The following is a 13,573-nucleotide window of genomic DNA, read 5'->3' on the forward strand; positions in this document are numbered from 1 at the left end:
GTCAAAATCCTTTTATTTTTATAGTATAGCTTTGTTCAACATGCTATAATTCATTTTGTTTTCATTTTATAAAGTGAGGTGGGTTACCATTGTCTCAATTAGAAACCCCGTTATTCGATGCGCTCCTAAAGCACCGTAACCGGCACCCAATTCAGTTCCACATTCCTGGGCATAAAAAAGGGCAAGGCGTAGATCCTGCTTTCCGGGAATTTGTTGGCGATAATATATTATCGATCGACTTAATCAATATTGCTCCTTTGGATGATCTCCATTCGCCAAAAGGTGCCATTAAACACGCACAGGACCTGGCAGCGCAAGCTTTTGGCGCGGATCATACATTTTTCTCTGTTCAAGGGACAAGCGGCGCTATTATGACCATGATTTTAAGTGTCGTCGGTCCTAATGACAAAATTCTTGTTCCGCGAAATGTCCATAAATCCATTATGTCAGCTATCGTATTTGCCGGTGCCATCCCTATCTTCATCCATCCGGAAGTTGACAAGGAACTGGGCATTTCCCATGGCATTTCCGCAGAAGCTGTAGAAAAAGCATTGGTTGAATACCCCGATGCCAAAGCTGTACTTGTCATCAATCCGACTTACTTTGGTGTAGCAGCTGATTTAAAACGAATTGTAGATATTGCCCATGGCCGCAATATTCCGGTATTAGTAGACGAAGCACATGGTGTACATATTCATTTCCATAAATCATTGCCTGTATCGGCTATGGCTGCAGGAGCTGATATGGCTGCAACTTCCGTCCATAAATTGGGCGGCTCTATGACGCAGAGCTCTGTGTTAAACGTTCGTGAAGGGCTGGTATCGGCAAAACGCGTTCAGTCGACGCTTTCCATGCTGACAACCACTTCAACTTCCTATCCAATACTGGCGTCGCTCGATACCGCACGCAGGCAGCTGGCCATTCACGGTTTCGATTTGATTGACCAGGCCATCCGGCTATCACAGGACGCACGCAAACGGATCAATAAAATTCCGCATTTGTATTGTGTTGGCAAAGAGATATTGAATACATCAGCAACTTATGACATGGATCCGACAAAACTCCTGATTAGTGTCAAAAATTTAGGCATTACAGGGCATCAGGCAGAAGAGTGGCTAAGAGAAAACGCCAATATCGAAATCGAGCTGTCTGATCTGTATAACATTCTTTGTTTGGTAACAATCGGCGATACACGAAAAGAGCTCAATCTCCTGATCAATGCGCTTCAGCGGATGAGTAAAGCCTTCGAAAGCGATGCAGCAGTGATTGAGCCTGTCGTTCTCTTGCCGGATATCCCGCGCCTTGCTATGACGCCGAGAGATGCTTTTTATGCAACAACTGAAGTGATTTCAATCGAAGATGCAGTCGGCCGCATTTCAGCGGAATTCATCATGGTTTATCCGCCTGGCATTCCGATTTTCATCCCTGGCGAAATCATTACGCAGGAAAACATCGCTTATATTGATATGAACGTCAAAGCCGGCCTTCCAGTCCAAGGTCCGGAAGACGATACATTGAAAAAGCTTCGAGTCATTAAAGAACAACAAGCAATACGTTAAACGACAAAACGGCCAGAAAGCAATGTAATTTGCTTTCTGGCCGTTTTTTTATTATTTTACGTTTTCAATTTCTTTAGGGTCAATAAATGAGTAGCCTTTTGCCTGCAAGCCTTCAATAATTTTCGGCAGCGCCTCTGCAGTCCATTTGCGGTCATGCATCAGCAGATTCGAGCCATTTCTCAAGAATTCCGTATTGACCATAATATCGGCCAATGCAGCAGGGTCCATGTATTGCTTTTCCCAGTCATAGCCATATGACCAGTTCATTAACAGCATGCCTTCTTGAGCCGTCAGCTCCTTGCTGAAATCAGTATTGGAACCATTAGGCGCTCTAAAAAACTTCGGTTTTTCGCCGATGATTTGTTCAACGGTTTCGCTCAGCGATAAAATTTCTTCACGCTGCTGTTCTTCTCCAATGGTTTTTAAATTCGCATGGGTAGAAGTGTGATTGCCAATAGCAAAACCCATCTCATGAATTTTTTTCAAATTCGCTTTTTCTTCATCCGTATCAAGGAAATGGCCATTAACAAAGAAAATAGCTGGAACATTTCTGTCTTTTAATACAGAAGCCATTTCGACCGAGTGATCATCCGGTGCATCATCAATGGTAATCAACACCGCTTCAGCAGGCGCTTCCCCAATTGGTTCCAAGCTCCAAGTTTGTGGATTGAGCCGGTATTGCGGCTCAGCTGCCAGCTCTACGGGTTCTTTTTCCGGTTTTTCAATGGTGTCTTCCGCCTGCTCGACTTCGATTTCCTTTTCTTCTTCTGCTTTGTCAGGCGCTGCTGCAGCCGATTCTTCAGTTTCTGCAGCTTGACCGTTATTGCCAGTATTCGCTTTTTCATCACTGCAAGCTGTCAACAACGCCAGTCCTGCTGCCAGTACAAACCATTTTGTATGTATCATGCCATTATCACCTGCCGCCCTTTCTTTACCAAACAGATTTTACCATAATTGGTTAAAAGAAAAAAGGAGCCCGCATCAAAGATGCCGGCTCCTTTAAAATTATTTAATGATGTGGATAGGTGTTCCTAGAGCTACTTCAGCAGCTTCCATTGTAACCTCAGCCAAAGTCGGGTGAGCATGGATTGTCATTGCGATATCTTCCACAGTCATTCCTGCTTCAATTGCAAGGCCAAGCTCAGCGATCATATCAGATGCCCCTGCACCCACAATGTGAGCGCCAAGAAGCAAACCGTCTGATTTGCGTGAAACGAGCTTCACGAAACCATCAGCTGCATTTAATGACAATGCACGGCCGTTTGCGCCAAATGGGAATTTGGCTGATGTAAATTCAAATCCTTCATTTTTTGCTTGCTCTTCAGTTAAACCGACGCTTGCAAGTTCAGGATCTGTAAAGCAGACAGCTGGAATTGCCAAGTAGTCCACGACAGATTTTTCACCGGCAATCGCTTCAGCAGCAATTTTGCCTTCGTATGATGCTTTGTGAGCCAATTGAAGCCCTGCTACAACGTCGCCGATTGCATAAATGTTTGGAATGCTAGTGCGGCATTGCTTGTCAACCTCGATTAAACCGCGTTCAGTCATTTTAAGGCCTAGTTCTTCAAGACCCATTTCATCTGTATTCGGACGGCGTCCAACTGTTACAAGCACATAATCCGCTTCGACAGTTTTTTCTTCGCCGCCTGCTTCATAAGTTACTGTAACGCCAGTTTCTGATTCTTCCACACCTTTAGCAGATGCTTTTGTAATCACTTCAACGCCTTTTTTCTTCAAGCCTTTTTTAACGATAGCCGTCATTTGTTTTTCAAATCCTGCAAGGATATCAGGTGCGCCTTCCAGGATCGTTACAGATGATCCCATGTTTGCATACGCAGTTCCAAGCTCAGTACCGATATATCCGCCGCCAATAACGACTAATTTCCCAGGTACTTCCTGAAGGTTTAACGCTCCAGTTGAGTTGATCACACGTTTTGTAAATTTAAATGTCGGAATTTCCACAGGACGAGAACCTGTAGCAATGATAGCGTTTTTGAATTTGTATGTTTGCGCTGAGTTTTCATTGATTACACGGATCGATGTATCGTCTACAAAATAAGCTTCACCGCGGACGATTTCCACTTTGTTGCCTTTAAGCAATGATTCGACGCCGCCAGTCAATTTGTTCACAACGCCGTTTTTGAATTCCTGCGCTTTTTCAAAGTTAAGGGAAACTTCTTTAGCAACAACTCCCATAGCATCCGAGTGCTGGGCTTCTTCAAAACGGTGCCCTACAGAGATCAAGGCTTTTGAAGGGATACATCCAACATTCAGGCAAACGCCTCCGATGTATTCTTTCTCAACGATTGTTACTTTTTGTCCAGTTTGCGCTGCACGGATAGCTGCTACATATCCGCCAGGGCCTGAACCGATGACGAGCGTGTCTGTTTCGATTGGAAAATCTCCTACTACCATAAGTTTTACGCCTCCATTAATAGTAATTCAGGTTGACTTAATAAACGCTTAATGTGATTTAACGCATGCTGTGCTGTTGCTCCGTCAATCATTCTGTGATCGAAGCTCAAAGATAATGCTAACACAGGTGCTGCAACAATTTCACCATTTTTAATTACCGGTTTTTCAGCGATGCGGCCGATGCCAAGGATTGCAACTTCCGGATGGTTGATGACCGGAGTGAACCATTGTCCGCCTGCAGATCCAATATTTGTGATTGAACAAGAAGCGCCTTTCATTTCAGCAGGACTCAATTTTCCGTCACGGGCTTTAGTAGCCAGTTTATTGATTTCATCCGAAATGGCAAAGACAGACTTACGGTCAGCATTCTTAATAACAGGCACAAGAAGGCCTTTCTCTGTATCTGCAGCAATTCCGATATTGTAATAATGTTTCTGGATCACTTCGCTTGTTTCATCATCAAACGATGTATTTAACGCCGGGAATTCGCGCAAAGTGCTCACTAGAGCTTTGACGACATACGGTAAATAAGTTAGTTTGATTTCTTTTTCCGCTGCAATGTCTTTGAACTTTTTGCGGTGAGCGACAAGTTCCGTAACATCCACTTCGTCCATCAACGTTACGTGTGGAGCAGTTTGTTTCGAATGAACCATCGCTTTTGCAATCGCTCTGCGCATGCCGGACATTTTTTCGCGTGTTTCAGGGAAGTCGCCTTCTGGTACCGGAGCCGCTTTAGGCGCCGCTTCTTTTGCATCTTTTTGTGGAGCTGCTTGTGCAGTTTCTTCCGCCGCAGGTGCCTCAGCAGTTTGCTGTCCACCGCTCAAGAATGACTCTACATCTTCTTTTAGGATGCGGCCATTATTGCCGGAACCAGAAACTTGTGTGATGTCGACATCTTTATCGCGTGCGAATTTACGGACAGACGGCATTGCGATAACACGTGCATTCGAATCAGCCGAAGCTGTTTGAGGTTGTGCTCCTGCTCCAGTAGACCCTTCCGGCTGTTCAGCTTTTACAGGTTCTTTTTCTACGTTTTGAGCAGATTCAGCAGTTCCTGCTTGCACTTGCTCTTCAGTTTCCTGTTTTTCTTCAGGAGCTGCTGCTTGTTCAGAACTTCCGCCTTCGTTGTCAGCTGCATCATCACTTTCAATGCGCACTAACACGTCTCCAACTACTGCTACTGTTCCTTCTTCTACTAGGATTTCTTGGATCTTCCCAGTAACTGGTGATGGCATTTCAACGACTGCTTTATCGTTTTGCACTTCAAAAAGGATATCATCCTCTTCGATTCTATCTCCAACTTTGACGAACCATTTTACGATTTCACCTTCATGGATACCTTCTCCGATATCCGGTAAACGAAATTCAAAAGCCATTAATTTCACCCTTCCTTTTACGCAACTTTTAGAACGTAAGAACTTTTTTCGCTGTTTCTACTATATCCTTCGAGTTCGGAAGCCAAACTTGCTCCGCCTGCGAGAATGGGAAAATAGAATCCGGTGCAGTTACACGAAGCATCGGTGCTTCCAAGCTTAAAATAGCACGGTCCATAATTTCAGCTACTACGTTAGCTGCAATACCTGCTTGCTTTTGCGCTTCTTGGACGACCATTGCACGGCCTGTTTTTTCAACCGATGCCACAAGTGTTTCTATATCCAGCGGCTGAATCGTGCGAAGGTCGATCACTTCTGCAGAATAGCCTTCTTTTTCAAGTTCTTCAGCAGCTTTCAAACTTTCCTGTACCATTGCGCCGTAAGCGATGATGGAAATATCTTTCCCTTCACGTTTTACATCCGCTTTTCCTAATGGAATTGTGTACGATTCTTCTGGAACTTCCTGGCGGCCAGATCGGTAAAGTTTCAAATGCTCAAGGAAAATAACCGGATCGTTGTCGCGGATTGAAGAAATCAACAATCCTTTTGCGTCGTAAGGAGTTGATGGCACAACCACTTTCAAACCTGGCTGTGAAGTCATCAACAATTCCAACGAGTCAGCGTGCATTTCCGGTGTATGAACACCGCCGCCGAACGGAGAACGGATTGTGACCGGTGCGTTCAAGCTGCCACCGCTGCGGAAACGCATACGAGCCAACTGGCCGCTGATTGAATCCATGACTTCATAAACGAAACCGAAAAACTGGATTTCAGGAACCGGACGGAAACCTTGCAATGCTAAACCGATTGCCAAACCGCCAATTCCAGATTCTGCAAGTGGTGTATCAAATACGCGGTCTTCACCGAATTCTTTTTGCAAACCTTCTGTTGCACGGAAAACTCCGCCGTTATTCCCGACGTCTTCTCCGAAAATCAGAACGTTCTCATCGTTTTGCAATTCCAATCTGAGAGCGTCCGTAATTGCTTGAACCATCGTCATTTGTGCCATCGCTTACTTCGACTCCTTTGCTTTGTAGATTTCTAGCTGTTCTTGCACGTTAAATGGTACATCTTCATACATGATTTCAAGTAAGTTGGTAACTGTTTGTTTTGGCGCGCTGTCTGCTTTTTTAATCGCCGCTTTGATTTCTTCTTTTGCTTTTTCGATTACTTCGTTTTCTTTTTCTTCATTCCATAAGCCTTTTGCTTCCAGGTATTTGCGGAATCGAACTAATGGGTCTTTCTTTTCCCACTCGCTGTCGATGTCAGATGTGCGGTAGCGTGTCGGGTCATCTCCTGCCATTGTATGTGGACCATAACGGTAGCAAAGAGTTTCAATCAATGTCGGACCTTCACCTCTAACAGCCCGTTCACGTGCATCACGTGTCACAGCATATACAGCTAATGGATCCATGCCATCCACAAATACTCCTGGAATTCCGGCAGCTACAGCTTTTTGAGCAATTGTTTTAGCTGAAGTCTGCAATTCACGTGGAGTTGAAATAGCATACTGGTTGTTTTGAACGATGAAAATAGCCGGTGCGCGGAACGCTCCTGCAAAGTTGATTCCTTCATAGAAATCTCCTTGTGAAGAACCGCCATCACCTGTATACGTGATCGCTACATTTTGCTTTTTGCGTTTTTGCATGCCTAATGCCACTCCGGCTGCCTGGATATATTGAGCACCGATGATGATTTGCGGTGGTAAAATATTAAGGCCTTCTGGCATCTGGTTCCCCATGAAATGTCCACGGGAGAACAAGAATGCCTGATGAAGCGGCCAACCATGCCAGATCAATTGAGGGACATCGCGGTATCCCGGCAAGATGAAATCGTCTTTTTCAAGTGCGAAATGCGAAGCAAGCTGTGATGCTTCCTGCCCCGCTGTAGGTGCGTAAAACCCTAAACGTCCTTGGCGGTTCAATGAAATAGAACGTTGATCAAGGATGCGTGTATAAACCATGCGGCTCATTAACTCCTGAAGTTCCTCATCTGATAATTTCGGGTCAGCCTCTTCATTGACAATGACGCCTTCTTCATTTAAAACTTGAACCATTTCAAACTTCTCTTCGATTGCGTTAAGCGTTTCCACTGGATCGAAATGCTGTGATTTTTTCGCAGCCATAAAAGCAACTCTCCTTTATCTGTATTAAAATTATTATATTCAATTAGTAATACAATTGCACATTCTTCCTAAGTATACGTCACTTGAATTGCTCGGTCAATCATGTAGAACCTCTAATTATCAAGCTATTTCAAAATTCAAGCATTCAGAAATAATAAATCTGTATCAGTGATTATTTACCATCTGTATTATAAAACAGTATCTTTTTATCCATCCTTTTATAGCACAGAAAAAAGCGGCCGCTTGGGCCGCTTATTGCTCTTCTTTTTCCAGTTTCTCTATAATCCCGTTTTTTAACTCGTTGAACTGCTCGGTTTTATCGTTAAAAACTGAAACAGTTTCCTGAACAGCTGTATTTTGCTCGTTGACTTCCATGGCTTTTTCTTGAAGTTCAGGAAGTTGGGCATCTTCATCGATGAGCATTGTGTAAAGTTCTTGTTGGAGATTGTACAACGTTTCATAAGCTGCGGCGAACTCGTCATGGGCATTATATCGTTCTGCCATTTTTGTTTTTAATGAACCCAAGTCTTCTTTAATTTGTGTGTTATCGGTTTCTTCAATAACAGCATCAAGTTTCTTGAAGTTTTCCTGGGCCTCGTTCATCGATTCTTTTTCAATTTCGAGCAGTTCCAGTCTTTCATCTGCAGAAGCCCGTGCTTCTTCCACTTGGTTTTTTACTTTATCTTGCTGTTCTTGAGTCAAAGCCATAGTGGATTCGAATAATTGCTGTTCGTTTTTCTCCAGCTCTTCCATATCCCCTTGTGTTTCCCTATACGTTTTTTCTGCATCAAACGTATCTTTCAGTACAGTGTCGAGTTGCTCACTTGCTGTTGGCCCTGAACAAGCGCTCAAGATTAATACACTCGAAAAAACGGCGGCTAATACTGATTTCTTCACACAAAACCCTCCTTAAGACTTAAATCAACTATAATCGGTGATTTTAAAAAACACAACTGGCTTTAATGGGTTTTTCTTTTCGAGAATGTCTCTATTGCGTTATACTTACATACAGTGGTTTTAATGAAAGGATGAATACTCTTGATATTGATGAAAGACATTATACGCGAAGGTCATCCGACGCTTAGAATGCGTTCTGAAGAAGTGGCGTTCCCACTTTCAGAAGAAGACCGCAAGCTGGCCGAAGACCTTTTAGAGTATGTGATAAATAGCCAAAATGAAGAAATGATTAAAAAGTACGATCTTCGCCCCGGTGTAGGAATTGCCGCTCCTCAAGTAAATGCGCCGAAGCGGATTTTCGCATTGCATTTCGATGAAAGCTCTGGTGAAAACCTGAGTTTGATCGCCGTCAATCCTAAAATCGTCAGCCATTCAGTTGAACGGGCTTATTTGGCTGCTGGCGAAGGCTGTCTGTCTGTCGACCGTGCCATTCCGGGATATGTTCCCCGCTATGCACGCGTCACGATCAAAGCTTTCGATATTGAAGGCAAAGAATACAAAATGCGTTTGAAAGGTTTGCCAGCCATCGCGTTTCAGCATGAGCTGGACCACTTGAACGGCATTATGTTCTTTGACCACATCAATCCGCAAAATCCATTTGCCGAAATTGAAAATGCCATACCAATAGAAAGAGACTCGGGAGAATAATCCCGAGTCTCTTTTTATTGATGTCGAGAAATTCGTATGTCCTTCTGTCATTTCGCTCCAGGACGGACGCTTTCCGCTGCATTCAGCTTCCTCTTACCACTTTTAGAGAATCTCTAAAATCGTGACTGTTTTGGAAAGCTTTCTTATGTTTGTGCTTACTCTCCAGATATGGAGCCAACCAGCGGAGACGCCCGCGGCAAGCGCAGCTGGTTGGCGGAATATCTGTTAAAGGATAATCACTAATACAAATTTTATCTTTCTCAACAAGCTGGAAAGAGACTCAGGAGAAAAACCCCAAGTCTCTTTTTTATATCAATCCCAGATGGCTGAAGGCTTTTGCCAGCCCGTCGTTGTCAACATGGTCGGTTACGTGTGTCGCTAATTCTTTTGTGCGTTCATGGCCGTTGCCCATTGATACGCTGATACCGGCAATATCCATCATCTCCAAATCGTTGAGCCCATCTCCAAATGCGATCGTGTCTTCTATGGCATGGCCTGTCGCCTTGATCAAATGCTTAATGCCGCTCGCCTTGCTGCCGCCTTCCGGGATAATATCGCATGATACCCGATGCCAACGGACGAATTGCATATTTTTAAACGTCTCATGATATTGTTTTTGTTCCTCTTCTTCACAAAATAATAGTGCTTGGTAAACCTCATGAGTTAGATGAAAATCTTCAATCATCGCTGGATGCGGAAACTTCAAGCTCTTAATGCCTTCATCGATGTCCGGATGATAATCAATGGTAGAAACCATTCGCTCATCCGTCAAAAACACAATCGGATGATCTCGTTGTTCAGCATATTCGACAATGTCAGAAAGCGTATCAGTGTTTAATGCCTCTTTATGTATCAAATCACCTTTATGAACAACATACTGGCCATTGAACGTTATAAATGTATCAATATTCAGCTCTTTCAAGACTCTTTTTATCATGAACGGCCCTCTGCCAGTGGCAATCGCTAATTCATGCCCATTTGCCCGCGCTTGAACCAACGCCTCTTTAGCACTTGCCGGTATTTCCTTTTTTGAATTCATCAATGTCCCATCAATATCAAGCAATAATAATTTACCCATACATCATTCTCCTATCTATAATTTTTTGCCGCAAATGGCCTATTTCTTTACATTTATCAGAAAATACAGTATAATGCACTTAAGGAGTGAGATAGCCATGCTGAAACTGAAACGTATGCGAAGAAACCTTCTCAGACAGCTAAACGGCATTATGAACAAAAAGAAAATTGCATAATTTTGGTTTAGCCCTTCTTAATAAATAGGAGGGCTATTCTTTATTTTAAAACAATGTCATGATAATATAAAGAAAGTGAATTTAATTGAACGTGCAAAAGGAGAGCAAATAATGATTTTTAAAGTATTATACCAAGAAAACCGTGCAGAGGTACCAGTTCGCGAAAATACACAGAGCCTCTATGTTGAAGCATCATCCGAGCGAGAAGTCAGATTCCATCTTAAAGACCGCAATTACAATATCGAATTTATTCAGCTGCTTGAAGGAAACCACCTTGCTTATGAACAAGCCAGCGAAAATTTCGAAGTTGAGAGTTTGGACTAACTATGAAGTTTGTAAAGAATGACCAAACTGCCGTCTTCGCCCTTGGCGGACTAGGGGAAATCGGCAAAAACACGTATGGCGTCCAATTTCAGGATGAAATTATCCTGATTGATGCCGGCATTAAATTTCCGGAAGACGATCTGCTCGGGATCGATTATGTAATTCCGGATTATACTTACCTAGTAAAAAATATGGATAAAATTAAAGGCCTATTTATCACTCACGGCCATGAAGACCATATTGGCGGGATTCCTTACCTTTTAAAAAAAATCAATATTCCCGTTTACGGAGGCAAACTTGCATTAGGCTTGCTGCGTAAAAAATTGGAGGAGCATGGTTTGCTTCGCCAAACAAAGATGATTGAAATCGAAGAAGAAGATATCATCAAATTCCGTAAAACTTCGGTCAGCTTTTTCCGTACTACCCATAGTATTCCCGACGCTTTCGGTGTGGTTGTCAAAACTCCTCCCGGAAATATCGTGCATACCGGAGATTTCAAATTCGATTTCACTCCGGTAGGCGAACCAGCTAACCTCTTGAAAATGGCGCAAATCGGCAGTGAAGGCGTTTTATGTTTATTGTCCGACAGCACGAATGCTGAAGTACCGAACTTCACCATGTCAGAGCGCAAAGTTGGCGAATCTATCAAAGATATTATGAGAAAAGTGGATGGCCGCTTGATTTTCGCTACTTTCGCTTCCAATATTTACCGATTGCAACAAGTCACAGACGAAGCTGTTGCCCAAGGCCGTAAAATTGCCGTTTTCGGACGCAGCATGGATAATGCCATGACAATCGGCCGTGAACTTGGATACATCAATGCACCGGAAGACGCTTTTGTTGATACTCAGACTTTGAATCGCCTTCCGGCAAACGAAGTGCTGATTCTTTGCACAGGTTCACAAGGTGAACCGATGGCTGCGCTCTCAAGGATTGCAAACGGTACCCACCGCCAGATCCAGATTCAGCCAAACGATACGGTCGTCTTCTCTTCTTCCCCGATTCCGGGCAATACGAGCAGCGTTAACCGTACCATCAATTTGCTTTTCCGTGCAGGTGCAGACGTTATTCACGGCTCTTTGAATAATGTCCATACTTCCGGTCATGGCTCACAGCCTGAGAACAAATTGATGCTTCGTTTGATCAAACCGAAATTCTTTATGCCGATCCACGGTGAATACCGGATGCAGAAAATGCATGCTCAATTAGCAGTGGACTGTGATGTTCCTGAAGAAAATACGTTCATCATGGAAAATGGGGATGTGTTGGCTTTAAGCCAAGATGAAGCTGCAGTTGCTGGCCGCATACCTTCCGGCGATGTTTACATCGATGGAAGCGGAATCGGAGATATCGGCAATATTGTACTTCGCGACCGCCGCGTCCTTTCTGAAGAAGGATTAGTGATTGTTGTTGTCAGTGTCAATATGGAAAAAAATAAGATGGTTTCGGGTCCTGATATCATTTCACGCGGTTTTGTTTATATGCGTGAATCCGGCACGATGATTTATGAAGCTCAGCAAATGCTGAACCGTCACCTGAACAAAAAAATCCATGGCAAAAACACGGAATGGTCAGAGCTGAAAGGCGATATTTCTGATGTCCTTGGACCGTATTTGTATGAAAAAACAAAACGCCGTCCAATGATTCTGCCAATCATCATGGAAGTCTAATAAAATTCAGATCCTTATGGATTGAAAAAGGGAAGTTCCGAAATACCGGAACTTCCCTTTTGATTTCTATAAATTTTGCTGCTTTAAAAGCTTAAGTAAAATCTTCTAGCTCTTTTCTCTATCCCTGCAAAAAAGCCCCGCCCTAATCAGCTGCTGCTGACCACGGCGGGGCTTTTCAAATTTCAGAGACTTTTTAATTAAGCACTTTCTTCTCAAAACGATTAATATCTGCATCGGAACCGATAATAATCAAAACGTCTTTTAATTCGATTTCCATGTCTGCCTGCGGCGACACCAAAATCTCGCCCTCTCTCTTAATGGCAACAATATTTATTCCATATTTTGCACGGATGTCTAAACCGATCAGCGTCCGCCCTGCCAATTTATCGTTTGCTTGTATTTCTGCAATGGAATGCTGGTCTGACAGCTCTAAATAATCGAGAACATTGTTTGACAGCATATTATGAGCAATCCGGATTCCCATATCGCGTTCCGGATGGACCACTTGGTCTGCACCAATTTTGTTCAGCACTTTGGCATGGTAATCATTTTGAGCCTTTACAGTGATTTTTTTCACACCGATTTCTTTCAGCATCAATGTTGTCAAAATGCTCGCCTGGATATTTTCACCGATAGCCACAATGACGTGTTCGAAATTTCGGATGCCGAGTGATTTCAAAACCGCTTCATCTGTTGTATCAGCTACAATGGCCTGCGTGGCAATAGAAGCGTATTCATCTACACGTTCCGTATCTTTATCAATTGCCATGACATCGGCGTCCTGTTCGATTAGTTCGCGTACGATACTGCCTCCGAAACGCCCGAGGCCGATGACTACAAATTCCTTTTTCATATCCATCCCCCAAATTCTCTAATTGGCATCAGTTTATCATACTACTCGCCACAATATAATTTCCATAAAAAACCCCCGCTCATCTGCGGGGGTCTAATGGTCGTTTTGGCCGTTTTTCACAATATTCACAGCTGTCATCGCTGCATTTTTCTTCGCGCCATTCGTTGCATTCAGAGCAGTAGCTAGCGTCGAATTCATCATCAAACGTTAAGGCAGACAAGCATTTATGGCAATACGTATGCACATCCATCCAATTGATGAACTTTTTGTTCGCCACTAAATATAGGCCTTGCTGTTCTTGTTTATAATTCATGATTGAGGGTCTTTGAATTACCCGGTTTTTAGGATCTAAGAAAAAATTCATTTTGCCGTTCACTTTTATCACTCCCAGAAGAT

At 43.3% G+C, this 13,573-nt stretch carries 13 protein-coding genes; 4 read left to right on the forward strand and 9 right to left on the reverse strand.

What is annotated here, in order from left to right; all coding sequences use genetic code 11:
* Window positions 1-89: 89 nt before the first annotated feature.
* On the forward strand, window positions 90-1,559 hold the full coding sequence (locus tag ACSFXN_RS11920) for an aminotransferase class I/II-fold pyridoxal phosphate-dependent enzyme (RefSeq protein ID WP_300989721.1): 1,470 nt from the start codon (window positions 90-92) through the stop codon (window positions 1,557-1,559).
* Window positions 1,560-1,610: 51 nt separating this feature from the next.
* Here ACSFXN_RS11920 and ACSFXN_RS11925 read toward each other — a convergent pair whose 3' ends face one another.
* The 6 genes from ACSFXN_RS11925 to ACSFXN_RS11950 form a co-directional block, all read right to left on the reverse strand.
* Window positions 1,611-2,465: a polysaccharide deacetylase family protein gene (locus tag ACSFXN_RS11925; protein WP_437150322.1), complete on the reverse strand. Its 855-nt coding sequence runs from the start codon at window positions 2,463-2,465 to the stop codon at window positions 1,611-1,613.
* 99 nt (window positions 2,466-2,564) lie between these two features.
* Window positions 2,565-3,974, reverse strand: a complete 1,410-nt coding sequence (lpdA, locus tag ACSFXN_RS11930; protein ID WP_437150324.1) for a dihydrolipoyl dehydrogenase — start codon at window positions 3,972-3,974, stop codon at window positions 2,565-2,567.
* 5 nt (window positions 3,975-3,979) lie between these two features.
* Entirely contained in the window at window positions 3,980-5,350 is a 1,371-nt protein-coding gene (locus ACSFXN_RS11935; protein WP_437150326.1) for a dihydrolipoamide acetyltransferase family protein, read from the reverse strand.
* 28 nt (window positions 5,351-5,378) lie between these two features.
* A complete protein-coding gene (locus ACSFXN_RS11940; RefSeq protein ID WP_300989725.1) occupies window positions 5,379-6,356 on the reverse strand; it encodes an alpha-ketoacid dehydrogenase subunit beta in 978 nt (325 codons plus the stop codon).
* A 3-nt stretch (window positions 6,357-6,359) separates the two neighbouring features.
* Complete coding sequence (pdhA, locus tag ACSFXN_RS11945) at window positions 6,360-7,472, reverse strand: pyruvate dehydrogenase (acetyl-transferring) E1 component subunit alpha (protein ID WP_437150327.1); 1,113 nt, start codon at window positions 7,470-7,472, stop codon at window positions 6,360-6,362.
* 252 nt (window positions 7,473-7,724) lie between these two features.
* Window positions 7,725-8,369 carry a YkyA family protein gene (locus ACSFXN_RS11950; protein ID WP_437150328.1) on the reverse strand — a complete coding sequence of 215 codons (645 nt, stop codon included), beginning with the start codon at window positions 8,367-8,369 and terminating at the stop codon, window positions 7,725-7,727.
* Between the two features lie 141 nt (window positions 8,370-8,510).
* Here ACSFXN_RS11950 and def point away from each other — a divergent pair, with 141 nt between their 5' ends.
* Entirely contained in the window at window positions 8,511-9,077 is a 567-nt protein-coding gene (def, locus tag ACSFXN_RS11955) for a peptide deformylase (protein WP_437150329.1), read from the forward strand.
* 307 nt (window positions 9,078-9,384) lie between these two features.
* On the opposite strand, the gene ACSFXN_RS11960 is transcribed toward def, so the two are convergent.
* The gene (locus ACSFXN_RS11960; RefSeq protein WP_437150331.1) at window positions 9,385-10,155 is read right to left on the reverse strand and encodes a Cof-type HAD-IIB family hydrolase; all 771 of its coding nucleotides are present in this window, start codon (window positions 10,153-10,155) and stop codon (window positions 9,385-9,387) included.
* A 286-nt stretch (window positions 10,156-10,441) separates the two neighbouring features.
* Between ACSFXN_RS11960 and ACSFXN_RS11965 the strand changes: the two genes are divergently transcribed.
* On the forward strand, window positions 10,442-10,654 hold the full coding sequence (locus tag ACSFXN_RS11965; RefSeq protein WP_437150333.1) for a DNA-dependent RNA polymerase subunit epsilon: 213 nt from the start codon (window positions 10,442-10,444) through the stop codon (window positions 10,652-10,654).
* A gap of 2 nt (window positions 10,655-10,656) precedes the next feature.
* The gene (gene rnjA / locus ACSFXN_RS11970; protein ID WP_437150335.1) at window positions 10,657-12,324 is read left to right on the forward strand and encodes a ribonuclease J1; all 1,668 of its coding nucleotides are present in this window, start codon (window positions 10,657-10,659) and stop codon (window positions 12,322-12,324) included.
* Window positions 12,325-12,517: 193 nt separating this feature from the next.
* Here rnjA and ACSFXN_RS11975 read toward each other — a convergent pair whose 3' ends face one another.
* On the reverse strand, window positions 12,518-13,177 hold the full coding sequence (locus ACSFXN_RS11975) for a potassium channel family protein (protein WP_437150336.1): 660 nt from the start codon (window positions 13,175-13,177) through the stop codon (window positions 12,518-12,520).
* 79 nt (window positions 13,178-13,256) lie between these two features.
* A complete protein-coding gene (locus ACSFXN_RS11980; RefSeq protein WP_437150337.1) occupies window positions 13,257-13,490 on the reverse strand; it encodes a hypothetical protein in 234 nt (77 codons plus the stop codon).
* Window positions 13,491-13,573: the final 83 nt, after the last annotated feature.

The sequence above is a fragment of the Planococcus sp. 1R117A genome (genome assembly GCF_051417975.1).
Lineage (GTDB): Bacteria > Bacillota > Bacilli > Bacillales_A > Planococcaceae > Planococcus > Planococcus shenhongbingii.